Source organism: Acidovorax sp. Root219 (assembly GCF_001428665.1).
Lineage (GTDB): Bacteria > Pseudomonadota > Gammaproteobacteria > Burkholderiales > Burkholderiaceae_C > Acidovorax.
In genome coordinates this window covers 196,071-220,634 of sequence record NZ_LMIJ01000001.1, presented here as the reverse complement: position 1 = coordinate 220,634, position 24,564 = coordinate 196,071, and the positions used below count along the sequence as shown (strand labels likewise).

Here is a 24,564-nt window from a genome sequence, read left to right as displayed (position 1 = left end):
ACTGCCATGAAGCCACCCAGCGGGCCTGCCCGCAAGGTCATTCCCATCACCCCGGTCGCTGCCGCCCCTGGGGGCAGCACCGACGCAGCGGCCGAAGTCGTGTCGCTGTACGAGGCGCAAAAGAAGATCTACCCGCGCTCCATCAGCGGCACCTTCGCCCGCTGGCGCTGGGCCATGGTGGCCCTCACGCAGCTGGTGTTCTATGTGGTGCCCTGGCTGCAGTGGGGCGAGCGGCAGATGGTGCTGTTCGATCTGGGCGCGCGGCGCTTCTACCTGTTCGGTTTCGTGCTGTACCCGCAGGATTTCATCTACCTCACCGGCCTGCTCATCATCAGTGCGATGTCGCTGTTTTTGTTCACCACGGTGGCCGGGCGCCTGTGGTGTGGCTTCGCCTGCCCGCAGACGGTGTACACCGAGATGTTCATGTGGATCGAGCACAAGGTGGAGGGCGAGCGCAGCGCGCGCCTGCGCCTGGATGCTGGTGGCTGGACCTGGGAGAAGGTCCGCAAGAAGTCCGTCAAGCAGTTCCTCTGGATCAGCGTGGCGTTGTGGACGGGCTTCACCTTCGTGGGCTATTTCGTGCCCATCCGCGCACTGGGTGCCGAGTTGCTGGCGCTGCAGGGCAGCTGGCAGATCTTCTGGGTTTTTTTCTACGGCTTTGCCACCTATGGCAATGCGGGCTACATGCGCGAGCAGGTGTGCAAATACATGTGCCCGTATGCACGCTTTCAGAGCGCCATGTTCGACAAGGACACCCTGGTCGTCAGCTACGACCTGGCGCGTGGCGAACCCCGAGGCCCGCGCAGCAAGACCGTGGACCACAAGGCCAAGGGCCTGGGCGACTGCATCGATTGCACGCTGTGCGTGCAGGTCTGCCCCGTGGGCATCGACATCCGCAACGGCCTGCAGTACGAGTGCATCGGCTGCGGCCTGTGCGTGGACGCCTGCAACACCGTGATGGACAAGGTGCACTACCCGCGCGGCCTCATCCGCTATGCCACCGAGAACGCCGTGGCGGCCCGCTGGAGCGGCGCGCAGATGCTGCGCCGCGTGCTGCGGCCCCGCGTGCTCATCTACAGCGCCATCCTGCTCGCGCTGTGCGTGGGGCTCACGGCCAGCCTGGCCCTGCGCACCGCCTTCAAGGTCGACGTGGTGCGCGACCGTGCCGCGCTCTCGCGCATCGTCGCGGGTGGGCAGCTTGAGAACATCTACCGCCTGCAGATCATGAACGCCACCGAGGCCGGCCAGCGCTACCGCATCGGCGCGCACGGGCTCGATGGGCTCACGGTGGCATCGGAGGCCGAAGTCGACATCGGCGCCGCCGAGTCGCGCTGGGTCGCCGTGCGCCTGCAGATCCCGTACGGCTCGGCCCCGCCTGGATCGCACCCCGTGCAGTTCGAGATCGAGGCCCTGGGTGGCGGGGGCCATGTCACCGAGAAGTCGGTGTTTCTGGTGCCGCGCTGACCGTGCCCGCCAGCCGCTGCCGCCCCTTTGTTGTCCTTGTCCGTCAGGAGTAGTACCCCATGCCATCCCCTTCCGTCGCCGCATCGCCCGTCGCTGCCACAGCCGCCGCTCCCTGGTGGAAATTCGGCCATGTCTGGCTGGTCATCTCCGGCCCGGCCATCGTCGTCGTCGCGGGCTTTGCCACGCTGTGGATCGCCATCGCCCGCCCCGACCCCGTGGTGGCGGAGGACTACTACCAGCAAGGCATCGAGATCAACAAGACGCTGGAGGACAAGGGCAGCAGCCTGGCCCCTGCCATGAAGGCCCGCAACCACGCGGCCACGCCCGAGCAGGACAAGCCGCGCTGAAAGCGGCGCAGCCTCCAAAGAACGAAACACCCAACGAGCAAAGCGGTTTTGAATTCGATCGGATAACTAGGCGGGGAGCCGCAGACAGTGCTGTAGCACGGCAAGGCTCCCCAACGACGTTAGCCGATTGAAGGCAAAACCGTAACAAGGAGACAAGCCCATGAGATTGCAGCGACTGATGTGGATCGCCTGGCCCGCCTTTCTGACGGCCGGCGTGCTGGAGATGCTGGTTTTCGCCATGGTGGACCCACAGGACATGCACTGGTTCGGCCAGCCCTTGGCCCTGTCGCGCGAGGGCGTCTACACCATCGCCTTCTTCGCGTTCTGGCTGGTGACCATGGCATCGAGCGCGCTCACCACGTTGCTGTCCATGTCGCCGTTCGAGGTCAACCGCTGCCCGGTGCCCGTGACCGAGCGGCCGGCGGATTGCGCACGGCATAGGATTGACACCCCCTGAGTCGCTTCGCGCCTTCCCCCTCTCTCGCCTCGCTGAGCGAGTCGGGAGTGGGACGCCCCCAGCGCGGCGGGGCGGCCCTTGCGCGGGGGCACTGGCCTTTGCCGCGCCAGTTTTCGTCAGCGGGGGCATGGCCAGGTTGTTGGCCGGTACCGAGACCCAGAGCGAGATCGTGTAAGGGAAAGCGAGCCTGGCACAGCTCTTGAATGCGGGCAGTGATGTCCCTACAGTAGCGGGCAGGCCAGCACCATCGCTGTGCCTAAGCCTCGCACCCTCCCGCCATGTACCTGAGCCATGCCCGCGTAGAAATGCTGTCCCGCCTGATGGGCCGGCTGGAGGCTGCCGAACTGCCGGCGAGCGCCCCGCTGCGCCTGGCCGTGGGCAGCGACCTGCTGGCCCTGCTGCAGGCCGACCATTTCGCCTCGTACGCCTGGGACGACGGCGCCCAGCGCTTTGGCGACCGCGCCTCCATCCACATGGACGACGCCAACCTGCGGGCGTACGAGGCGTACTACCAGTACCGCGACCCCATCACCCACCAACTGCGCCAGCGCCGCGAGCCCACCCTGGTCACGCAGATCCTGCCCCAGCAGGAACTGATGAAGACCGAGTTCTTCAACGACTTCCTGGCCCGCGACGGCCTGCACCACGGCGTGAACCTCTTTGCCTGGGACGGCGGGCGCAACCTCGGTGACCTGCGCATCTGGCGCAGCCGCCAGCGCGGGCCGTTCGACCGCGACACGCTGGACTTGCTGCGGCTGGTGCAGCCGGCGTTCACCGGCGCGCTGCGGCGGCTGGGCGCGCGGCCGGCGGACACGGCGCCGGTCGCACCTGTACCCGCTTCACCCGACCCCTGGCAAGGCCTCAACGGCCGCGCCCGCGAAATCGCCCAGGCGCTGTGCGCGGGCTGGCCCGACAAGAAGATCGCGGCGGAGCTGGGGATTGGCTACTCGACCGTGCGCACGCATGTGGATGCACTGTTCGAGCGGTTCGGGGTGCATAACCGTACGGAACTGGTGCAGAGGCTGCTGGGGGCGAGGCGGTCCCACTGAGGCTGTCCCTGGACCGCGAGTGCGGAGCGAAGGCTTCGCTCGCATTCTTCAACCCATCTGGCCCTGTGGCGCAGGCAAAGCGGGCTGACCTTGCTGCCGCCGCAGCACCTGCCCCGCATGCCCATGCACCGTGCGCCCCTGCTCGCAGGCCAGGTGGCCGTTGACGAAGACTGCGTCGATACCAATGCTCGGCGTGGTGGGATGCTCGAAGCTCGCGCGGTCGGCCACGTGGGCCTCGTCGAAGACCACGATGTCGGCTGCATACCCAGGCGCGATCATTCCCCGGTCTGCCAGGCCGAAGCGGCGTGCGCTCAGGCCGGTCATCTTGTAGACGGCGGTCTCCAGCGGGAACAGGCACTGCTCGCGCGCATAGTGCCCCAGCACGCGCGGGAAGGTGCCCCACAGGCGCGGGTGGGGCACGGCGTCGTGGGCCAGTCCGTCCGATCCGACCATGGTGAGCGGGTGCGCCAGGATGCGGCGCACATCGTCCTCGTGCATGGCGAAGTACACCGCGCCAGCGGGTGCCAACTGCTCCACCAGGGCCTCGGGCGTGCAGCCGCGCTCGCGCGCCAGGGCGAACAGCGAGCGGCCAGCGGCGCTGGGGTCGCCGCGCGACCAGGTGACCAATACTTCGCTGGACTGCCCCACGCGCGCGGCCAGCAGCATGGTGGATGAAGCGTTGTAGGGGTAGCAGTCCATGCACACCGGCTGGTGCGCGGCGGCCGCGTCCACGGCGGCCAGGGTCTGCACCGACCTGCCGTGGTTGCGCTGGCCGATGAGCTTGTGGTGCGAGAGCACGGCCTCCACGCCCAGGGCGCGGCCGATGTGCAGGGCCTCGCGCAGCGCGTCGTCGATAGCGTCGGCCTCATCGCGCAGGTGCATGGTGAGGATGCCGCGCGCTGCGGTGATAGGGGCTCCCACGGCTATCACTTCTTCGGCGGTGGCCGCGCGCGCTGGCGGGTAGTACAGCCCGGTGGACAGGCCACTGGCCCCCGCATCCAGCGCGTCTGCCAGGTCGGCCGCCATGCGGGCCGCCTCTGACGGCGTAGCGGGGCGCTCCAGATCGGCCACGTGGCGCACGCGCAGGGTGGAGTGGCCCACCAGGCACACGGCATTGAGCGCGGGGCGGGCGGCCTGCAGCGCATCGAGGTAGTCCCCAAAGCGCGCGTAGCGCCAGTCGTCGGCGCCCAGCAGGTCCAGCGGGGCCGGGGGCGTGGTGGCGCTCAGCAGTGGCGCCAGGCTGATGCCGCAGTTGCCGGTGACCACCGTGGTCACGCCCTGAGTGAGCTTGGGGTGGGGGCCGTGCGGCGTGCCCAGCAGCAACCGGTCGTCGTGCGTGTGCACGTCGATGAAGCCGGGGCAGACGATGCGGCCTGTGGCGTCATGGTGGGCCCGGGCCGGCTGGCCGCGCAGGTCGCCCACGGCGGTGATGCGGCCCTGGGCCACACCCACGTCAGCGCGTAAGCGTGGTGCACCGCTGCCGTCGACGACCGTGCCCCCAGCGATGATCAGGTCCAGCATGCGGTCAACCCACCTGCGCGCCGGAGCGCTTGACCATCTCGGCCCACATGGGCGATTCCTTCTTCGCGCGCTCCATCAGCCGCTCGGCCGGGCCGGGCGTCACTTCGAAGCCGATGGCGGCGTATTTCTCCTGCACGGTGGGCAGGCGCAGCAAGTCGTTGATGGCCTTGTTCAGCTGTGCCACCAGCGGCTTGGGCAGGCCCGGCGGCGCGACGATGCCGCCCCAGGCCACGGTCTCGTAGCCCTTGACACCGGCCTCGGCCACGGTGGGCGTCTGCGGCAGCAGCGGGCTGCGCGCGGCGCCCGTGACGGCCAGCACGCGCACCCGGCCCGACTGGATGTGCGGGGTGATCGAGCTCAGGTTGTCGAACATCACGTCGACCACGCCGCCCATCAGGTCCTGGATGGCCTGGGGGCTGCCCCGGTAGGGGATGTGCGTCATGGACACACCCGCCATGGACTTGAACAGCTCTCCGCTCAGGTGGCCGGTGGTGCCGCTGCCGGCCGATGCCATGCTCAGGTCGCCGGGTTTCACGCGGGCCAGCGCGATCAGCTCCTTCACGCTGTTGGCCGGCAGATCCTTGCGCACCACCAGCGCGTTCTGCACGAAGCCCAGCAGGGCGATGGGCACCAGGGCATCGGGGTCGTAGGGCAGCCTGGCATACAGCGCGCGGTTGATGGCCAGCGTGCCCACGTTGCCGTAGCCCAGGGTGTAGCCATCGGGTGCGGCGCGGAACACGTCCGCCATGCCGATGCCTCCGCTGGCGCCGGGCTTGTTGTCCACCACGAAGGGCTGGCCGATGGACCTGGCCAGCTCGTTGGTGAGGATGCGCACGATGGCGTCGGGCGAGCCTCCAGCGGCCGAGGGCAGCACCAGGCGGATGGGGCGCTCCGGGTAGCCGGCGGCGGCCTGCGCCCACTGCGGAAGCAGTGCGGCGGCGGACGCGGCGGTGGCCGATTGCAGCCACCGGCGGCGGGTGGCTGCAGCGGGCGACACAGTGGGAGAGGGCCGCGAAGCGGGGGAGGTCATGGGCGCATTCCTTTCGTTGTTGAAGGCTGATCACGATGGGAATGCTAGAAACCGCCCCCGTTTTGCACAAACCATGTTTTCTGCGGCTACCATGCAAAATGCTCATGCATCTTTGTGGTGAATGGGATTTTTCATAGCTGCTCAATGCACCGATCATGTGCATACCTCATGGAGTAAAGCATGTACCGTGCCCCTTCGACCACGTCGCTGCTGTGCCTGGAAGCCAGTGCGCGGCTGGGCTCGTTCACCGCTGCCGCGCAGGAACTGCACCTCACCCAGGGCGCGGTAAGCCGGCAGATCCAGGCGCTGGAGGAGCGGCTTGACGTGCGCCTGTTCACCCGCCGGCGCGACGCGCTGGTGCCCACCGACGCAGGCCGCTATTACCTCGACGAAGTCACCCCGCTGCTGCAGCGCCTGGAGCGTGCCACGGTGAACGTGATGGCCTTCAAGGGGCGGGGCGGCGGGCTGGCCTTGTCGGTGGGCGCATCGCTTGGCGCGTACTGGCTGATTCCGCACCTGCCTGCCTTCACCCGCGCGCATGGCGAGATCACGCTGAACCTGAGCACGCGCGTGGGGCCGGTGGACTTCAAGACCGGAGCCATCGACGCCTCGCTGGAGTTCGGCGACGGCCAGCGCCCTGGCCTGCACAGCGACTTCGTGGCTGCGCTGGACCTGTCGCCCTACGCTGCGCCCGCCTGGCTGGAGCGCCATGGCGCGCGGGTGGATGCAAGCACGCCGCGCGCGGCGCTGCTCAACCACCACACCTTGCCCGACGGCTGGGAGCAGTGGTTCGCCTTCGAGCAGATCGGCGCCAGCCCGGGGCGCGATGGTCCGCGCTTCGAGATCATGTCCATGGCGCTCAACGCCGCCGTGGCGGGCCTGGGCGTGGTGCTACTGCCAGCCTACATGGCGCAGGACATGGTGCAGGCCGGCCGGCTGCAGCGCTTGTCCCCCCGCGTGTGGCGCTACGCCAAGGGCTACTACCTGGTCTACCCCGAGGAGTCGGAGCGCTTGCCGGCGCTTCAGACCTTTCGCGAGTGGCTGCTGGGGTTGGCGCGCGAATAGCGCCGGCCCACGGGCCTGCTCGCGGTCTCAACAGGGGCCACGAACAGGCGCTTCGCTCAATCGGCGGCGCGGTACCGGTAGTCCACCGGCACGAATGCGTACTTGCCCTTGCCCTCATCCCGCAGGTACCCCACGCCCGGGTAGGGGATGTGCGCCGCAGCCACCATGCGCCGCTCCTTGGCCAGGCGCGCGAACTGCTGCTTGCGCTGCGCCTTGGCATCGTGGGGCACCACGTCGTAGACGATGGTCACGTCCGGCCGGGGCATCTGCACCGCTTGCACATGCAGGATGTCGCCGATGAATTCCAGCGCCTCGCCGCCCTTGCCCTGCAGCACGAAGAAGGCGTGGCCGGGCGTGTGGCCCGGGGTGGGCCGTGAGCGGATGCCGGGTACCAACTCCACCGCGCCGGTGAAGGAGCGCACCTGGTCTGATTTCACGTAGGGCGCCAGGGCCGTGGTGGCCTGCTCGAAATAGGCTTTGTCGTAGCCGCGCACGCCCTGCTGGTTGGCGGGGGCGAGGAAGAAGTCCAGGTCCGGCTTGCCCACATGGACCGTGGCGTTGGGGAACACGCGCTGGCCCTGCGCATCGACCAGACCGCCGCTGTGGTCGGTGTGGATGTGGGTGAGCAGCACATCCTGGATCTGCGCGGGCTCCACGCCCGCGGCCTTGAGGCTGGCGACCAGCTTGCCGCCGGCATCTGGACCGAAGAAGGCGCCGGCACCGGCGTCGACCAGGGCCAGGCGGTCACCGGCATAGACCAGGTAGGCGTTGATCGATGCCTCCACCGGGTTGGCGAGGAAGCCGCGCTGCAGCAACTGGTCGGTCTGTGCGGGCGTGGTGTTGGTGAGCAGGGTGTGCAGGTCCTGCGGCACCGTACCGTCGGACAGGGCGACGACCTGTACGCCGCCCACGCTGAAGCGGTAGAAGCCGGCCTGTTGGGTGGCGGTGGGAGCGCTGGCCGGGGCGGCAGGCGCAGCGGCCTGGGCGATGGCCAGAGCGGGGCCGAGCAGCGATGCGGCGACGGCCAGGGAGATCAGGGAGCGGCGTGTTGTGGTCATGTCTTGGAATGGATGAAGTGTGTAGAGGTCTGGTGAATGGCGGTGGCCTCAGGCCACCCGGCCGTGCTGGAACAGCTGGGCCTTGGCATCGGCATCGAGCTCGGCCTTGAAGGCGTGCCTGGTGGCCAGGGCCATGGCCGCAATGGCGGCGGGCCGGGCATTGAGTTCGTCGAAATGGCGCTTGATGTTCGGAAACTTCGCCCACGCCGCGTCGCCTATCAGGTAGGCCAGGCCGCCGCACCAGCCCCAGAGCGACATGTCGATGATGCTGTAGGCGTCATCACCCAGCACATAGCGGCGCGTGGCCAGCCGTGCGTCGAACAGCGCCCAGTGGCGCTCGGCCTCGAACAGGTAGCGGTGCAGCGCATACTCCTTGGGTTCGGGGGCGTAGTGGGTGAAATGCACAGCCTGGCCGGTGAAAGGGCCCAGGCCCGTGGCGGCCAGCATCAGCCACGAGAGCATCTCGGCGCGGCCTGCGGCACCGGGCACGCCGAGAAAGCGCCCGGTCTTCTCGGCCAGGTGCAGCAAAATGGCTGCGCTGTCGAACACCACGGCATCGCCATCGACCAGCGCCGGCACCTTGCCGTTGGGGTTGATGGCGCGGTAGGCGGCGCTGTGCTGCTCGCCCTTCGAGGTATCGACGGGCACCATCTGGTAGGGCAGGCCCAGTTCCTCCAGCAGCAGCGCGACCTTGCGCGGGTTGGGGGTGGGGTGGTAATAAAATTGGATCATCTGAAAACTCACAGTCGGTGCGGTGGAAAGGTGCGCAACGATAGGGCGCGCAGGCACTGCAGCGTGAGTCGGAATTGCCGATAGGAGGTATAGGCACCATGGATATCCGGCGTTCCGATCTGCCCTTGTTGATCTCGCTCGATGCGCTGCTCGACGAGCTCAACGTCACACGCGCGGCGCGGCGCCTGAACATCAGCCAGCCCAGCCTGTCGGGCCAGTTGGCCAAGCTGCGCGACCTGTTTGAAGACCCGCTGCTGGTGCCCGCCGAGAACGGCCGCGGCATGGTGCCCACGCACCGCGCGCTGGAGTTGAAACCTCGGCTCAGCGAGGCGCTCAACCAGCTGCGCGGTGCCGTGGAGCTGGGCGACAGCTTCGACCCCGCCACCGCGCGCCGCGCCTTCGTCATCGCGGCGAACGACAGCGTGTTCAGCATCCTCGGCCTGGCGGCGCTCGGCCGCATCGTGGGCACCGGCAACCCGGACCTGCGCGTGAGCTTCGTGCCTGCGGCCGACTCCGGGCTGGTGGAGCGCATGGAGCGCGGCGAGGTGGACCTGTACCTGGGCGATGTGGGCAAGGTGCCGGGCCCGCTCAAGTCACGCTTTCTGATGGGCGACCGCTTCGAGATGGCGCAGCGCATCGGCCACCCGCGCGGCAAGGTGGCCGCCACGCTCGACGAATACTGCGGCCTCTCGCATGTGCTGGTCTCGCAGGTGGGCCACCCGCACAGCCAGATCGACGACCTGCTCGCGGCCCTGTCACGCAGCCGGCGCGTGGTGGTCACCGTGCCCAGCTACAACCAGGTGGCCCTGGTGCTCACGCACACCGACTGCGTGGCCACCCTGCCCAGCCACCTGCTGCGCCGCTACGCGCAGATCCTGGAGATACTGCCCGCGCCGTTCGAGATACCGCCCTTCAACCTGGCCATGGCCTGGCATGCCCGCGCGCAGGAAGATGCGGGGCACCGCTGGCTGCGGGAGCTGTTCGTCACGGCCGTCGCAGAGCAGGCAGGTGAAGACGCGGTGGTCTCCTAGATCTTGGGCGCCGGCACGCTGCCCAGCACCTTCTCGATCTCCAGGCCAATGGCCAACAGCCTGCGGTCGCTGCCCACCGGACCGTCGAGCTCCAGCCCCACGGGCAGGCCCGCGCTGGTCAGGCCCGCGGGTACCGAGAGGCCCGGTATGCCGGCATTGCTGCCCGGGTCGGTGTTGCGGATGAAGGTGGCGAATGTGTCCGCATCCGCCCCGCCGTTGACCTTGACGGTGGACGAGCCCTTGGCCCGGTCCATGGGCACGGCGGGCAGTGGCGTGGTCGGGAACAGAAGGGCATCGAACTGGCCCTGCGCAAAGGTGCTGGCATACAGCGCCTGCAATTGCGGCCGGTGCACGGCCATGGCCTCGGGGTAGGCGGCGCCAAAGGCATCGGCGGTGATGGCACCGAAGGCGCCCTGCACGTCGGGGCTGGCCACCTTGGCCGCGACCTCGGCCACCGTCTTCACGGGGGCGTTGTTGGCCGCAAGGTAGGCGGGCAGGTCTGCCACGGGCTCGTGCAGCGCGATCTGGAACGACATCTTTTCGTTGAGTGGCAGCAGTTGCGCCATGTCCACCTCCACCAGCGTGGCGCCGGCCGCGCGCAGTTGGGCCAGGGCGGCGTTCACCACCGTGGCCAGCGAGGCATCGAGCCCCGCCCACAGCGGGCGCGGCAGGCCCAGGCGCACGCGGGACAGCGGCATGGCGGGCAGGCTGGCCTCGCCGGTGATCACCGCATCGAGCAGCGCCACGTCGGCCACGGTGCGGCCCATGGGGCCCACGGTGTCGCGCGTGTGGCTGATGGGCACCACAGCCAATGGGTCGTGGTAGCGCCGCTCGGCGCCGCCATTGCCCACCGAAGGGCGCAGGCCCACGATACCGCACAGGGCGGCAGGTACGCGGGTGGAGCCGCCCGTGTCCGTGCCCAAGCCGGCCGCCACCATGCGCGCGGCAATGGCTGCGGCCGTGCCGCCCGACGAGCCCCCGGGGATGCGCGTGGGGTCGTAGGGGTTGCCCACGGCGCCAGCGAATGGCGAGAAATTGGTGCTGGTGATGCCGAAGGCCAGCTCGTGCAGGTTGGCCTTGCCCAGCACGATGGCACCCGCGTCGATGAGCTTTTGCAGCGACGGTGCCGTGCGCGGCGGCCTGAATCCCTGCAGCGCGGGCGTGCCACCTGTGGTGGGCAGGTCGGCCGTGTTGATGTTGTCCTTGGCCACGATCACCAGGCCAGCCATCGGGCCGAGCGGCGCACCGGATGCCCGTGCTGCGTCGATGCGCCGCGCGGCGGCCAGGGCGCCGGCTTCGTCGAGCGTGATGAGGGCGTTGAGCGACCGCAGCGCCTTGGCGCGCGCCACCAGGGCTGCCACATAGTCCACCGCCAACAGCCGGCCGCCCTTGATCTGTGCGATGGCCTGCGCGGATGTCAGCTGGGTGAGGTCCGATGGCGTGGATGCCGTGCTCGCGCAGGCGGCCAGCCAGGCGGGGGCGGTGAGGGTGCCGGCGAGGGCGCCGGTGCGTTGCAGAAACCGGCGGCGGGGCTCGGGCGAAGGCTGGCTCATGAAGGCGCTCCTGAAGGTCGAAAATCGGAGCCTTCAGGTTATCGGCGCATGGCCGGGCGCGGTATCCCCAGGATTGAGGAGGCGGGCCACCAAATGGGGCCCGGCCTTCCGTCAAAGGAACAATACAACACGTTCTCCCGCTGCCCGCGAGCAGCAGGCCATCATGCGCTGGTTGGCCTGTCGCTCCGTCTTGGTGAGCACCTTGTCGCGGTGGTCGATGTCGCCACCGGCCACCTGCACCTCGCAGGCCCCGCACAGGCCCTCGCCGCAGTCGCAGGGCACATCGACGCCCGCGGCCTGCAGTGCCTGCAGCAGGGTCTGATGCCGGGGCACCTCGATGGTGAGGCCCGAGTCCTTGAGCTCGGCGACGAAGGCGTGCTCCTTGCTCGGGTCGAGCGCTGCGTTGTCGGTGCTGAAGTGCTCGAAGCGCAGCACGCTCTCGGGCCAGTGCTCGCCCAGGGTTTCGAGTTCGGCGATCAGCCGGTCCGGCCCGCAGGCATATACGCGGGTGCCGCCGTCCACATGCCGCAGCATCGCGGGCAGGTCCATGCGCTGCCCCTCGGCCTTGATGTGCAGGGTGGCATGGCCGGCGTGGTCCTTGAGCACGCGCGCGAGCAGCGCCATGTTCTGGCGCGACCGGCCCGCGTAGTGCAGCTCGTACGACAGGCCCAAGGCCTTGAGCCGGTCCGCCATGGCCAGGATGGGCGTGATGCCGATGCCTGCGGCCAGCAGGATGTGGTGGGCGCCGGCCTCATCGATGCGAAACAGGTTCTTTGGACCGGCGAGCTGCAGTTCGTCGCCGGGCTGCAGGGTGTCGCAGAAGTGCCGCGAGCCGCCGCGCCCGCCTTCCTCGCGCTGCACCACGATCTCGTAGCAGCCCGGGTGGGCGCCCGCGCCGCACAGCGAGTACTTGCGCCGGTGGCCCCCGGCGATGAGGTCGATGTGCGAGCCTGCAGTCCAGGCCGGCAGGGGCGTGCTACCGGCAGCGGCGATCACGAAGCGGTAGAGGCCGTCGCCCTCGGGGATCTTGTCCTTGAGCACTACCGCGCGGGCAATGCCGTCCTTGGGCGGCGGGCCGATCTGGAACTTCGCCAGCACGGCAGGCGCCTTGTCGGCCTGGCGCTCGGGGTTCTGCAGCGGATCCCACTGCACCCACAGCGCCGACGGGCCCCGGAACGAGGTGTTCGAGAGGAACTCGAACTGCTGCCCTTCGACGAGTGCGATGTGCGGCAGGCGGCGCACGAATTCTTCCAGAAAGATGCGCATCTGCATGCGCCCGATGTTCTTGCCCATGCACTGGTGTGCGCCGTAGCCGAAGGTCAGGTGCTCGACGGCGTTCTCGCGGTGCAGGTCGACCCGGTCCGGGTCCTCGAAGTGGCTGGCGTCCGCATTGGCCGATGCCTGGAACAGCAGCAGCTTGCCGCCCTGGGGAATCTTCACGCCGCCGACCTCGGTGTCGCGCGTGGCCATGCGCCGCCAGGCGATGATGGAGCCGGCCACGCGCAGGCATTCTTCCACCGCATTGGGGATCAGCGCGGGTTGGGCGCAGATCTCTTCCCACGCATGGCGGTGCGACAGCAGGGTCATGAAGGCGTTGGCTGTGGCGTTCGACGTGGTCTCGTGCGCAGCGGCCAGGATGGCCATCATCATTGAGCGCAGGTAGGACTCGGTCACGATGTCCGGGTGTGTGTGGTGCTGGCGGATCGAGTCGTACATCCAGCCCTGGCCGTCGGGTTGGGCCATCATGGTGTCTAGAATGCCCTGGGCCGTCTGCCAAAAGCGGCCCACGTTGTGGGCGATCTCCAGTTGCTCCTGCGCCGTGGGCCGGCCCCAGGTGTTGAGGGTGTGCGCCACCGCGAAGTTGCGCAACTGTTCGGCCCCTTCGTCCGGCACGCCGAGAAAGTGCAGCGCGATGGTCAGCGGAATCTCGTAGAACATGTCGGCCACCAGGTCCGCGCGCCCCTTGTCCACGAAGCGGTCCATGTACTTGCGCGCCAAGTCGCGGATGGGCTGCTCGTAGTCCATCAGGCGCTCGGGCATGAAGGCATCCATCAGCAGACGCCGGCGCGCCATGTGGTCCGGCTCGTCCTCGTTGACCATGGTGCGGTTCATCGCGAAGCCATAGCTTTTCAGGATGGCCAGCACCTCGTCGGTGGCGGGGGTGATCTTTTCGAGCGCGACGGAAGGCGAGAACAGAATGTTGTCGCGGAACACCGCCTTCACGTCCTCATAGCGCGTCACCACCCAGTAGCCCAGCTCGGGGCTGTAGAAGACGGGCTCCTCCTCGCGCGCCCAGCGCACCACCTCGGCCGGGTTCTGCTGGTAGCTGGGTGCGAACGGGTCGAACGCCGCCGCACGCGCGCTCACCGGGCAACCCGTGGGGCTTTTCAGGGTGGCGGCCATCGCCGCATGGTCGACCGGGCAGCGGGAGGCGTTGGCGGGGACAGTCATCGTGAATCTCCTTTTGCGTAAATGTATTACGCAATATAGATGCAAGGACTCGGGTTTACCCTGGGTTCCCCTGGTAGCCCATGGCCCGGCTGATGAGCCGCGCCTCCTGCAGAAGTGCGGGGCAGATGGCGCCATCGGGCCGCAGGTCGAAGCCGCCCGTGGCCCCCAGGGTGGTGAGGCAGGCGCACACATTGCCGGTGGCGTCGAAGACCGGCGCCGCGAGCGCACTGATGCCCTTGAGCAGCGAGTCGTGGGCGACGGCCCAGCCCCGCGCTCGCACTTGCTGTCGCAACTGCTCGACGGGCCGGGTGCCGTCGAGCTGCGCGCGCCTGTCCGCAGAGGCCTCGGCCAGCTCCTGCTCGGCCATGTCGATCACCAGCCGGTCGCTGGAAAAGCCCAGGAACACCCGGCCCGTGGCCGACCACAGCGTGGAAAGTACCGAGCCCGCGCGGATGTTCACCGTGACGGGCAGGGTGGGCTCTTCCATGCGCAGCACGGTGGCCCCCTTGTTGCCCATGACCGCCAGGAAGGCGGTGACCTCCAGCGCCTGGCGCAGCCGCTGCAGGGACGCCTCGCCCAGGCGGATGGGGTCGCACTGGCGCAGGGCCGCCAGGCCAATGGCAATCGACTCCTGCGCCAGGTAGTAGTGCTGGTTGACGGGCGACTGCTCGACAAAGCCCTGCTGGCACAGGCTGGCCAGGTAGCGATGCACCTTGGCAGGGCTCTCGTCCACCTCGGCGGCCGTGGCGGTCAGGCTGGCCGCACCGCCCAGGCGGGTCAGCGCCTTGAGCACGCTGAGCCCCATTTCGGCCGATTGGACGCGTTGCCGGCGGTCGGCCACCCGGGCCGTGGAAGGGGATGTGGTCATGGTGTTTTGGTCGAAAACCTAGGGTAAACGCTGCCCCAGGCTATTACGCATAGCGGAGTAACATCACGCAGATATTAATCCCCTGAGGTGCAGACATGTTGAAGAATCGTCGCTTGTTGGCCGGAATGCTCGCTCTGCCGGCCCTGCTGGCCTGGGCCGTCCCGGCCAGCGCGCAAACCTACCCGGCCAAGGCCATCCGTTGGCTGGTGCCGTACCCGGCGGGCGGCGGCTCCGATTTTCTCGCGCGCACGGTGGGCCAGCAGCTGTCGACCCAGGTCGGCCAGCCGGTACTGATCGACAACAAGCCCGGTGGCAACACGGCCATCGCCGCCGTGGAAACGGGACGCGCCGCGCCCGACGGCTACACCATCCTGTCGGCCGACAACGGCACCATGGTGTTCAACCCCGCGCTGTACAGCAAGCTGACCTACAACCCCAGCAAGGACCTGTTGCCCGTGACGCTGATGGGCAAGTTCCCGATGATCCTAGTGGTCAACCCGGGCGCCGACTTCAAGGACGCCAAGGACTTCGTCGCCAAGGCCAAGGCCAAGCCCGGCGCCATGAGCTTCGGCTCGGCCGGCGCGGGCAGCCCGCACCACCTGGCGATGGAGCTGCTCAAGGTCGATGCCGGCCTGTTCATGACCCACATCCCCTACCGCGGCGCTGCGCCGGCGCTCACGGACCTGGCCGGCGGGCAGATTCCCGCCATGATGGTCGACCTGGCCGCCGGTGGCGCCTTCATCAAGGCCGGCAAGGTGCGGCCGCTGGCCGTGGCCAGTGCCAAGCGCCTGCCGCAGCTGCCCGATGTGCCGACCTTCGCCGAGCTGGGCTTCAAGAACGTCGAGGCCTCGGCCCAGGTGGGCATCGTCGCGCCCGCAGGCACACCGGCGGACGTGGTGGCCTCGCTGCAAAAACAGGTGGCTGCGGCCATCAACCAGCCTGCGGTCAAGCAAAAGCTCATCGACTTCGGCATCGAGCCCGTGGCCAGCACGCCGGCCCAGTATGCAGACCTGATCCGCACCGAGACGGACCGGTGGCACAAGCTGATCAAGGCGCAGCGCATTACCCTCGATTGAGGCATACGCGCTCCCGGCAAGACCCCATGGCCCCTACTGGTTTGAACCGGGCCTGGTGCCATCGTGCCACCCCCGGTACAGTTGAAAACTGATCAGTTCAACCCGATACCGGAGAGTTTCATGCTGTCACGCCGCCATTTCCTGGGTGCTGGGCTTGCCGCCCCTGCCATTTACGCTGCGGGCTCGTTCGTGCCCGTGTGGGCGCAGAACGCGCCCAACTTCGGTACGCCCACCCTGCCCAACCCCGGCTTTCGGCGCATGAAGGTGGGCGATGTGGAGGTGGTGGCGCTGGTCGATGGCATCACGCGCCGCCCCCTGGGCGAGGAGTTCGTGAAAAACGCGCCGCTGGCCGAGGTGCGTGCGCTGCTCACCTCGCAGGGCCTGCCCACGGACTACATCGACGTGCCCTACACCCCCTTCCTGGTGGTGGCAGGCGGGCGCAAAATCCTGATCGACACGGGCCTGGGCGAATTTGGCGGCCCCACCACCGGCAAGCTGCTGGAGAGCCTGGCCGCTGCAGGCCTGAAGGCCGATGACATCGACACCGTGCTCATCAGCCACTACCACGGCGACCACATCAACGGCATTCGCAACAAGGCGGGCGTGCTGACCTTCCCCAAGGCCAAGGTGCTGGTGCCGGCCGCCGAGCATGCCTTCTGGATGGACGATGCCCGCATGGCGGCCGCTCCTGCGGGAATGAAGGGCGCCTTCGAGAACGTGCGCCGCACCTTTGCCACGATGCCGGCCGACACGCTGGTGCAGTTCGGGGCGGGCACCGAGGTGGCGCCGGGCATCCAGTCCGTGGCGGCCTACGGGCACACGCCGGGCCATACCCTGTTCGAACTCAAGTCTGCCGGTCAGAACTTCTTTTACGTGGCCGACCTGACCAACGTGCCGGCCTTGTTCGCCCGCAATCCCGATTGGGCCGTGACCTTCGACATGGATGCCGAGGCCGCGCGCAAGGTGCGGCGCGAGGTGTTCCAGCGCATCACCGCCAGCAACGCTATGCTTGGGGGCTTCCACTTCCCGTTCCCGGCTTTCGGGCGCGTGGCCGCATCGGGCAATGGCTATGCCTTCCAACCCGCAGCCTGAAGCGGCCGTTGGCCGGCGCACCCTTCTGGGCGCAGGGCTGGCGTTGACCACGCTGCACGCCTGGGCCGCTCAGGACGCCGAGGCCGAGGCCCTGCTGCGCAAGGGCGGGGTGGTGGCCGCGTTCCGCCACGCGCTGGCGCCCGGCACCTTCGATCCGCCGGGGTTTCGCCTGGGCGACTGCGGCACGCAGCGCAACCTCAGCGAAGAAGGCCGCGAGCAGGGGCGGCGCACCGGTGTGTGGTTCAAGGAGCGCCAGTTGCAGCCGGCCAAGGTGCTTTCGAGCCCCTGGTGCCGCTGCATCGACACGGCCACGCTGGCCTTTGCCGCACCCCAGGTGTGGCCGGCGCTGGGCTCACCGCATGGGGCGCCCGAAACCACGGGCACAGCCCATCTGCGCGAACTGCGCCAGGCGCTGGCGACCGCATCGGCACGCGGCGGCCGTTTCGAGGCCTGGTTCACGCACATGTTCGTGCTGTCCGATCTTGCGGGCAGCAACACCAGCTCGGGCGAGGCGCTGATCCTGCGCGCCGACCGCAGCGGCAAGACCGAGGTGCTGGCCCGCTTGCAGGTCCAGGTCTGAGGGGCTAGTTACAGGTCTGGGAATTCACGATGCGTTTCAAGGCATCGGTATCCAGGATGCGCACATGGCGCTGCTTGACCTCGACGATGCCGTCCTCGGCGAATTTCGAGAAGGTGCGGCTCACCGTTTCGAGCTTGAGGCCCAGGTAGCTGCCGATTTCTTCGCGCGTCATGCGCAGCACCAACTCGGACTGGGAGAACCCGCGTGCGTGCAGGCGCTGCACCAGGTTCAGCAAGAAGGCGGCCAGGCGCTCCTCGGCACGCATGCTGCCCAAGAGCAGCATGACACCGTGCTCGCGCACGATCTCGCGGCTCATGATCTTGTGCACGTGGTGCTGCAGGGCCGTGACCTCGCGCGAGAGCTCCTCGATGCGGTCGAATGGCATCACGCAGACCTCGGCATCTTCGAGCGCCACGGCGTCGCAGGTGTGGTGGTCGTTGACGATGCCGTCCAGCCCGATGATCTCGCCCGCCATCTGAAAGCCCGTCACCTGGTCGCGCCCGTCCTCGGTGGCCACGCAGGTCTTGAAGAAGCCGGTGCGGATGGCGTACAGCGAGGTGAACACCTCACCGTTGTGGAACAGCGTGCCCCCGCGCTTGACCTTGCGCCGCACGGCCACGATCTCGTCGATGCGCTCCAGCTGCTTTTCGTCCAGGCCCACGGGCATGCACAGCTCACGCAGGTTGCAGTTGGAGCAGGCGACTTTGATGGCGAGCGGGTTCATGGTCACAGCAGCTGGGTGGGGGTGCGAACGGATCGCATCCGGTGGAAGGAGCATGGTGGTGGCTGACATGCATCAAATTGTGGGCCCTGTGGGACTCTCAACACTTGATATAGGTCAAGGACGGGGGCGCAGGGCTGCGGCAAAGTGCATATCCAATAAGGAAACGCTCCCCATGACCGCTGTGACGCCCGAACTCCTGAGCCGTTTCGACGTGCCGGGTCCCCGTTATACCTCCTACCCCACGGCCGACCGTTTCGTGGAGGCCTTTGGCGAAGACGACTATGTGCTGGCCCTGGCCCAGCGCAAGGCGGGCACGCCGGGCAAGGCGCTGCCGCTGTCGCTGTATGTGCACATTCCGTTTTGCGAATCGCTGTGCTACTACTGCGCCTGCAACAAGATCATCACCAGGCACCACGACCGGGGCGATGTGTACCTGCGCTACCTGGCGCGAGAGGTGGAGCTGCACACGGCCCATTGCGGCACGGGCCAGGTGGTGAGCCAGCTGCACCTGGGTGGGGGAACGCCCACCTTTCTGTCGGACGACAAGCTGCGCGAGCTGATGGCGGTGCTCAAGCGCAGCTTCACGTTTGCGCCGGGTGGCGAATACTCGATCGAGGTGGACCCGCGTACCGTGACCCCCGAGCGCCTGGCCGTGTTGGCCGAGTTGGGTTTCAACCGCCTGAGCTTCGGCGTGCAGGATTTCGATGCCGACGTGCAGAAGGCCGTGCACCGCGTGCAGCCGGCTGGGCAGGTGTTTGCGCTGGTGGAGGCGGCGCGCAGCCTGGGCTTCGACTCGGTCAACGTCGACCTGATCTACGGCCTGCCGCGGCAGACGCCCGAGTCCTTTGACCGTACGCTGGAGCAGGTCAAGCAGCTGCGGCCCGACCGCATCGCCTTGTATGCCTATGCCCACCTTCCAGAACGCTTCAAGCCGCAGCGGCGCATCGTGCCGGCCGAGCTGCCGGCGGCGCCGTCCAAGGTGGCCATGCTCTCGCGCTCGCTGCAGCAGTTCATGGACGCGGGCTATGTGTACGTGGGCATGGACCACTTCGCCCTGCCCACTGATGCGCTGGCCGTGGCCAAACGCCAGGGGCGGCTGCACCGCAACTTCCAGGGCTACAGCACCCAGCCCGACTGCGACCTGATCGCCCTCGGGGTCTCGGCCATCGGCCGTGTGGGCGCCACCTACAGCCAGAACGCCAAGACCCTGGACGAGTACTATGACCTGCTGGACCAGGGCCGCCTGCCCGTGGTGCGCGGCCTGGCCCTGAACCGCGACGACCTGGTGCGCCGCGCCGTGATCATGGCGCTGATGTGCCAGGGCGAGCTGCTGTTCGAATCCATCGAGGCGGGCTGGCTGATCGATTTCCGGCGCACCTTCGCGGCCGAGCTGGAGCAGCTGGCAGGCCTGCAGGCGCAGGGCCTGGTCAGCGTGACCGAGGAGGGCATCACCGTCTCGGCCATGGGCTGGTTCTTCGTTCGCGGCATTGCCATGGTGTTCGACCGCTACCTGCAGGCCGACCGCAACCGCGCCCGGTTCTCCCGGATCATCTGACCATGCTGTCCACCCTGGGCTGGACCGCGCTGCTGATGGGCCTGGCCGGCGGCCCGCACTGCCTGGCCATGTGCGCGGCGCCTTGCGGGGCGCTGGTGGGGCAGGCCGGAACCCAGCCTGTGCGTTGGACCGGGCCGGCGGGTGCCCGGCTGGAGCCGCCATCGCTGGCCCTCGGCCGGATGCTGGCCTTCCATGGTGGGCGGGTGGCGGGCTATGCGGGCCTGGGCGCGACGGCCGCCTTGGCCATGGACAGCCTGGCCTGGCTAACCCAGCGCACAGCAGCGCTGCAGCCGGCCTGGACCTTTGCGCACCTGGCCATGATGGCTTGGGGCCTGCTGCTCCTGGTGCAGGCGCGCCAGCCGGCCTGGGTGGAAGGGCTGGGGCGGGCGGTGTGGCAGCGCGTGCGACCGTTGACAGCCGGGGCGGGCGGTGTGGGTGCGGCCGGGCTGCTCTGGGCGCTGATGCCCTGCGGCCTGCTGTACTCGGCCCTGCTGGTGGCGGCGCTCAGCGGTGGGCCGGTGCAGGGGGGCGCCACCATGGCGCTGTTCGCCCTGGGCAGTGGCCTGTGGCTGATGGGCGGGCCGTGGCTCTGGTCGCGCCTGCGCAGCCGCATCAACCAGGCCCGGGCCGATTGGGGCACGCGCGTGGCCGGGGGGCTGCTGTGCGCAGCGGCCGGCTGGGCGCTGTGGATGGACCTGGTCTACAAGCCCTCGTTGTGGTGCCGGTGATACACCCGGTCAGCCAAGCGGCTGGGAGCCCCCCACCGCAGCCACCCGCTGTTGTTTTGCGCGTCCTACGCAGTTGCACGGATCGCAGGGCCGCCTGATCGGTGCATTGCCAGGGCTCTGCGTCTGCAGGGATGCGGCCGGGAGCGAAACGCGGCTTTGGCGCAACGCTGTGGTGCAGGGTTTCCCCCGGGGTGTTGCGCATTGCATCACCGAATTCGAGACAGTATTGCCATGGCTATGTCCTATGACATTGCAAGACAAGACAGGCCTTCAGAACTGGTGATAATGGTGTAACCAATGGTGGCAGCGGTGCCGCCGTGCTTCCACCCGTACGCCCCGAAGTGAATTCTTCCATCCTCATCGACATCAGCCAGCTGCGCATCGGCATGTACATCCAGCTCGACCTCGGCTGGATGCACCATCCGTTTCCTGTGAGCAGTTTCCGGGTGGCGTCTGCCGAGCAGATCGCCACCTTGCGCGAACTGGGGCTGACGGAGGTGCGCTACGTCCCCAAGAAGAGTGATCCCGACCTGCGCGAGCTGGCGCTGCCCCCGGTGGGTAGCCCCGAGGATGCACCGCCCGCCGATGCTCCAGGCGCCGCGCGGGAGGCGACGGCCCCCGCTCCGCTGGCTGTGCCACCCGACCCGGCTGTGGACGAAGCCGCCGCCCGCCGGCGCCGGCTGCTGGAGGCGCAGAACCGCGCCCTGGCCCTGTGCAACCAGCGCTTTGGCGAGGCCACGCGCCGCTATGTGGCGCTGGAAAAGGTGGTCGTGGACCACCCCGAGCGCGCCCGCACCGAGGGTGAAGTGCTGGTGGCCGGCTGCGTCAGCGACCTGCTCAACAACGGCGATTCGGTGATCCGCCTGCTCTCCGAAGGCGTGGGCGAGCCCGGGGCGCTGCACCCCGTGAACGTGCTGGTCGTCAGCCTGTTGCTGGGCAAGGCCCTGGGCATGAAGGCCGAGGACCTGCAGGACCTGGGCGTGGCCGCCCTGATCCATGACCTGGGCAAGATGCGCCTGCCCGACGCGTTCAAGAACGTACAGGCCCACATGCCCGCGCCCGACCGCGCCCGCTACGAAGGCCATGTGCGCGAATCCGTGGCGCTGGCGGGCCGCATGGGCCTGGGCAAGCCGGTGCTGCTGGCCATTGCGCAGCACCATGAGATGGTGGACGGCAGCGGTTTTCCGATGCGGCTCACGGCGGCAGACCTCTCGCGCCCCGGCCAGGTGCTGGCGCTGGTGAACCACTATGACCGCCTGTGCAGCCCCGGCAGCGGCATGGGCGGGCTGACCCCGCACGAGGCGCTGTCCGTCATCTTCGCCCAGCACAAGGCGCGTTTCGACGCCGTTGTGCTGGGGGCCTTCATCCGCATGATGGGGGTGTACCCGCCGGGCTCCATCGTGCAGCTGGTCAACGACCGCTACGCCATCGTGGCCTCGGTCAACTCCTCGCGGCCGCTGCGCCCCAAGGTCATCGTGCACGACCCGCGCGTGCCCAAGGACGAGGCGCCCATCCTGGACCTGGAGACGGTGCCCGAGCTCGGCATACGCCGCAGCCTCAAGCCCGCCCAGCTGCCGCGCGAGGCGCTCGACTACCTGTCGCCGCGCAAGCGCATCTGCTACTTCTTCGAGCGTGCCGTGGCCCCCGTCCCCGACGAGGGTGGAGCGTGATCCGGCCGCTGCCGCAGGCATGGATCGACGGTTTGCTGGAGGCGGTATGGCTCGTCGATGAAAAGACCCTGTACATCCTGGCCGCCAACCAGGCGGCCGAGCACCTGACGGGCCTGACCATCGCCGACATGCTGGGCACGCCGGTCACCCTGCTGGCGGCCACGCCGCAGGACCAGATCTTCTGGAGCCAGCCGGCCGCCGTGGTGGCCGACGGCATCCATTCGCACACCAGCGTGCTGCACGCCACCGGCATCCTGGTGGCGGTGGAGCGGCGCGTGACGCGCGTGCCCCGGCTCGAAGGCGGCACGGCCTTCCTCGTCACCATGGTGGACCGAAGCCACCAGCAGGCCACCGAGCGCGAGCTCGAAACCCTGTTGGCCGAGCTGCGTGCCACGCTCGATTCGGCCGCCGACGGCATGCTCGTGTGCAGCCTCGATGGGCGGGTGCGCGCCTTCAACCAGCGGCTGGCCCAGCTGTGGAACGTGCCGGCCCCGCTGCTGGTGCGCCGCGACGACGAGGCCTTGTTTGCCCACATGGCCGACCAGGTGGCCGACGTGCCCACCTACGTCGAGCGCCTGGCCGCCGTGGTGGCCGAGCCTATGCAGGAGAGCATCGACATCCTCGGGCTGCGCAACGGCATGAGCCTGGAGCGCCGCTCGGTGCCCCAGTTCAGCCAGGGGCGCGCCGTGGGGCGGGTGTATTCGTTTCGCGACATCACGCGCCAGAACGAGGTGCAGGCCAGCCTGCGCCTGGCGGCGCGGGTGTTCGAGTCGAGCATGGACGCGATCTTCATCGCCGACAGCCACCACCGCCTGATGCGCATGAACCCCGGCTGCGAGCGCCTGGTGGGCAAGACCGCGCGCGCCTTCGAGGGTGCGGCTGCAGCCTCGCTGTTCGGTGGCGGGCCCGATGCCGACTTCATGGCCCAGGTCGAGGCCGGCTGGGCGCGCGAGGGCTTCTGGGAGGGCGAGCTGTGGCTGCCCCGCGAAAACGACGCCTACTGCGCCGTGCAGCTGTCCTGGGTGGCGCTGCGCGACGACGAGGACCGGCTGGTGCAGAGCATCGTCTTCATGCGCGACCTCACCTTGCAGCACGCCGCACAAAAGCGCATCGAAGAGCTGGCCTACAGCGATGTGCTCACCGGCCTGCCCAACCGGCTGCTGCTGTCGCAGCGCGTGGACACGGCGATCCAGGGTGCGCGCCAGAGCGACACCGGCTTTGCCATTCTTTTCCTGGACCTCGACCGCTTCAAGATCATCAACGACTCGCTGGGCCACCCGTTCGGCGACCGCGTGCTGCAGCTGGTGGCCGAGCGCCTGCAGACCTGCCTGCGCCAGACCGACATGCTGTGCCGCCTGGGCGGCGACGAGTTCGTGATCTACCTGCACGGCGGCGATGCCGTGGTGGCCGAGAGCGTGGCGCGCCGCATCCTGGATGAGATGCTGCGCCCCTTCACGCTTGACAGCATGGGCTTTTCGATCCAGTGCAGCATCGGCATGGCGCTGTACCCGCAGGACGGCAGCTCGCTGGACGAGCTCATCAAACAGGCCGACACGGCCATGTACCAGGTCAAGGAACGCGGCCGGGGCAGCTACGGCTTCTACCAGCCGCAGATGAACGCCAACCTGCTCTCGCGCATGAAGCTGGAGCACGCCATGCGCCAGGCCCTGGGCGAGCAGCGCATGGCCGTGCACTACCAGCCGCAGGTGAGCATGGAGACCGGTGCCATCACCGGCGCCGAGGCGCTGATCCGCTGGACCGACCCCGAGTTCGGCTCCGTCTCGCCCGGCATGTTCATCCCGCTGGCCGAAGAATCCGGCTACATCGTCACGCTGGGCGCCTGGGTGATGGAGCAGGCCGTGCGCGAGGCGGCGGCCTGGATCCACAGCGGCCACCCCATCGTGGTGTCGGTCAACGTCTCGGCGCTCGAATTCCGCCAGCCCGACTTCGTGGAGCGGCTCACGCGCCTGTTGGCCGTGCACCAGTTGCCGCCCACACTGCTGGAGCTGGAGCTGACCGAAACCATTTTGCTGCAGGACGCTACCGAAATGGAGCAGCGCCTGCACGAACTGGCGGGCCTGGGTGTGAGCCTGGCCATCGACGACTTCGGCACCGGCTATTCGAGCCTGGCGTACCTCAAGAAGCTGCCCATCCACAAGCTCAAGATCGACCAGTCCTTCGTGCGCGGCCTGCCCGACGACGATGGCGACCGCGCCATCGTCAGCGCCATCATCAGCATGGGCCGCGCGATGCGCATCGAGGTGGTGGCCGAAGGGGTGGAGACCGAAGTGCAGCGTGCCGTGCTGCAGCAGATGCACTGCGACCACTACCAAGGTTTTCTGTGTGCGCCCGGCCTGCCGGCCGAGGACTTTCGGCGCCTGCTGGGCCGGCCTACGGTGGCACCGCCCGGTGTGCCGGCGCCGCAGCCTGTGGCTGCGAAGCCCGCGCCAGAGCCTGGTGACTGAGCCCTCAGGGGCATTTGTCGTTGCAAAGAGCTGGGCGCCGATCTGCCA

At 68.5% G+C, this 24,564-nt stretch carries 21 protein-coding genes; 13 read left to right on the top strand and 8 right to left on the bottom strand.

Annotated features, from left to right (window positions below; genetic code table 11):
- Positions 1-6 precede the first annotated feature (6 nt).
- The 4 genes from ccoG to ASE28_RS01000 all read left to right on the top strand — a co-directional run bounded on the left by ccoG (position 7) and on the right by ASE28_RS01000 (position 3,317).
- Entirely contained in the window at positions 7-1,464 is a 1,458-nt protein-coding gene (ccoG, locus tag ASE28_RS01015; RefSeq protein ID WP_057263901.1) for a cytochrome c oxidase accessory protein CcoG, read from the top strand.
- Between the two features lie 59 nt (positions 1,465-1,523).
- Positions 1,524-1,811, top strand: a complete 288-nt coding sequence (locus ASE28_RS01010; RefSeq protein ID WP_057263898.1) for a FixH family protein — start codon at positions 1,524-1,526, stop codon at positions 1,809-1,811.
- Between the two features lie 160 nt (positions 1,812-1,971).
- The gene (locus ASE28_RS01005; RefSeq protein ID WP_057263896.1) at positions 1,972-2,268 is read left to right on the top strand and encodes a hypothetical protein; all 297 of its coding nucleotides are present in this window, start codon (positions 1,972-1,974) and stop codon (positions 2,266-2,268) included.
- A gap of 278 nt (positions 2,269-2,546) precedes the next feature.
- Positions 2,547-3,317, top strand: a complete 771-nt coding sequence (locus tag ASE28_RS01000) for a helix-turn-helix transcriptional regulator (protein WP_057263894.1) — start codon at positions 2,547-2,549, stop codon at positions 3,315-3,317.
- A 48-nt stretch (positions 3,318-3,365) separates the two neighbouring features.
- Here ASE28_RS01000 and ASE28_RS00995 read toward each other — a convergent pair whose 3' ends face one another.
- Both ASE28_RS00995 and ASE28_RS00990 read right to left on the bottom strand, forming a co-directional pair.
- Positions 3,366-4,838, bottom strand: a complete 1,473-nt coding sequence (locus tag ASE28_RS00995) for an amidohydrolase family protein (protein ID WP_057263892.1) — start codon at positions 4,836-4,838, stop codon at positions 3,366-3,368.
- Positions 4,839-4,842: 4 nt separating this feature from the next.
- A complete protein-coding gene (locus tag ASE28_RS00990) occupies positions 4,843-5,868 on the bottom strand; it encodes a tripartite tricarboxylate transporter substrate binding protein (protein ID WP_057263889.1) in 1,026 nt (341 codons plus the stop codon).
- Positions 5,869-6,048: 180 nt separating this feature from the next.
- Between ASE28_RS00990 and ASE28_RS00985 the strand changes: the two genes are divergently transcribed.
- Positions 6,049-6,933 carry a LysR substrate-binding domain-containing protein gene (locus tag ASE28_RS00985; protein ID WP_057263888.1) on the top strand — a complete coding sequence of 295 codons (885 nt, stop codon included), beginning with the start codon at positions 6,049-6,051 and terminating at the stop codon, positions 6,931-6,933.
- Positions 6,934-6,989: 56 nt separating this feature from the next.
- On the opposite strand, the gene ASE28_RS00980 is transcribed toward ASE28_RS00985, so the two are convergent.
- Both ASE28_RS00980 and ASE28_RS00975 read right to left on the bottom strand, forming a co-directional pair.
- The gene (locus tag ASE28_RS00980; protein ID WP_057263885.1) at positions 6,990-7,991 is read right to left on the bottom strand and encodes an MBL fold metallo-hydrolase; all 1,002 of its coding nucleotides are present in this window, start codon (positions 7,989-7,991) and stop codon (positions 6,990-6,992) included.
- 48 nt (positions 7,992-8,039) lie between these two features.
- Positions 8,040-8,723, bottom strand: coding sequence for a glutathione S-transferase family protein (locus tag ASE28_RS00975; RefSeq protein ID WP_057263883.1), 684 nt, complete (start codon positions 8,721-8,723; stop codon positions 8,040-8,042).
- A 98-nt stretch (positions 8,724-8,821) separates the two neighbouring features.
- Between ASE28_RS00975 and ASE28_RS00970 the strand changes: the two genes are divergently transcribed.
- Positions 8,822-9,754, top strand: coding sequence for a LysR family transcriptional regulator (locus ASE28_RS00970; RefSeq protein ID WP_057206368.1), 933 nt, complete (start codon positions 8,822-8,824; stop codon positions 9,752-9,754).
- Here the strand turns inward: ASE28_RS00970 and iaaH are convergent.
- The 3 genes from iaaH to ASE28_RS00955 form a co-directional block, all read right to left on the bottom strand.
- Entirely contained in the window at positions 9,751-11,307 is a 1,557-nt protein-coding gene (iaaH, locus tag ASE28_RS00965) for an indoleacetamide hydrolase (RefSeq protein ID WP_235516009.1), read from the bottom strand. The two genes, ASE28_RS00970 and iaaH, sit on opposite strands and share 4 nt — an antisense overlap.
- A gap of 111 nt (positions 11,308-11,418) precedes the next feature.
- Positions 11,419-13,758, bottom strand: coding sequence for a cytochrome P450/oxidoreductase (locus ASE28_RS00960; RefSeq protein WP_057263881.1), 2,340 nt, complete (start codon positions 13,756-13,758; stop codon positions 11,419-11,421).
- Positions 13,759-13,813: 55 nt separating this feature from the next.
- A complete protein-coding gene (locus ASE28_RS00955) occupies positions 13,814-14,626 on the bottom strand; it encodes an IclR family transcriptional regulator (RefSeq protein WP_057263879.1) in 813 nt (270 codons plus the stop codon).
- 95 nt (positions 14,627-14,721) lie between these two features.
- On the opposite strand from ASE28_RS00955, the gene ASE28_RS00950 reads away from it, so the two are divergent.
- The 3 genes from ASE28_RS00950 to ASE28_RS00940 all read left to right on the top strand — a co-directional run bounded on the left by ASE28_RS00950 (position 14,722) and on the right by ASE28_RS00940 (position 17,374).
- Positions 14,722-15,702 (top strand): tripartite tricarboxylate transporter substrate binding protein, encoded by a 981-nt coding sequence (locus tag ASE28_RS00950; RefSeq protein WP_057263877.1) that lies wholly within the window; start codon positions 14,722-14,724, stop codon positions 15,700-15,702.
- A gap of 120 nt (positions 15,703-15,822) precedes the next feature.
- Entirely contained in the window at positions 15,823-16,794 is a 972-nt protein-coding gene (locus ASE28_RS00945) for an MBL fold metallo-hydrolase (protein WP_057263875.1), read from the top strand.
- The gene (locus ASE28_RS00940) at positions 16,766-17,374 is read left to right on the top strand and encodes a histidine phosphatase family protein (protein WP_082607804.1); all 609 of its coding nucleotides are present in this window, start codon (positions 16,766-16,768) and stop codon (positions 17,372-17,374) included. The genes ASE28_RS00945 and ASE28_RS00940 overlap by 29 nt, the downstream gene beginning before the upstream one ends.
- A 4-nt stretch (positions 17,375-17,378) precedes the next feature.
- On the opposite strand, the gene fnr is transcribed toward ASE28_RS00940, so the two are convergent.
- On the bottom strand, positions 17,379-18,098 hold the full coding sequence (fnr, locus tag ASE28_RS00935; protein ID WP_057263871.1) for a fumarate/nitrate reduction transcriptional regulator Fnr: 720 nt from the start codon (positions 18,096-18,098) through the stop codon (positions 17,379-17,381).
- 172 nt (positions 18,099-18,270) lie between these two features.
- Here fnr and hemN point away from each other — a divergent pair, with 172 nt between their 5' ends.
- The 4 genes from hemN (at position 18,271) to ASE28_RS00915 (ending at position 24,516) form a co-directional block, all read left to right on the top strand.
- Positions 18,271-19,653, top strand: a complete 1,383-nt coding sequence (hemN, locus tag ASE28_RS00930) for an oxygen-independent coproporphyrinogen III oxidase (protein ID WP_057263869.1) — start codon at positions 18,271-18,273, stop codon at positions 19,651-19,653.
- 2 nt (positions 19,654-19,655) lie between these two features.
- Positions 19,656-20,381 carry a sulfite exporter TauE/SafE family protein gene (locus ASE28_RS00925; RefSeq protein WP_057263867.1) on the top strand — a complete coding sequence of 242 codons (726 nt, stop codon included), beginning with the start codon at positions 19,656-19,658 and terminating at the stop codon, positions 20,379-20,381.
- Positions 20,382-20,722: 341 nt separating this feature from the next.
- Positions 20,723-22,051 carry an HD-GYP domain-containing protein gene (locus tag ASE28_RS00920; RefSeq protein ID WP_057263865.1) on the top strand — a complete coding sequence of 443 codons (1,329 nt, stop codon included), beginning with the start codon at positions 20,723-20,725 and terminating at the stop codon, positions 22,049-22,051.
- Positions 22,048-24,516: a bifunctional diguanylate cyclase/phosphodiesterase gene (locus ASE28_RS00915; RefSeq protein WP_057263863.1), complete on the top strand. Its 2,469-nt coding sequence runs from the start codon at positions 22,048-22,050 to the stop codon at positions 24,514-24,516. The genes ASE28_RS00920 and ASE28_RS00915 overlap by 4 nt, the downstream gene beginning before the upstream one ends.
- Positions 24,517-24,564: the final 48 nt, after the last annotated feature.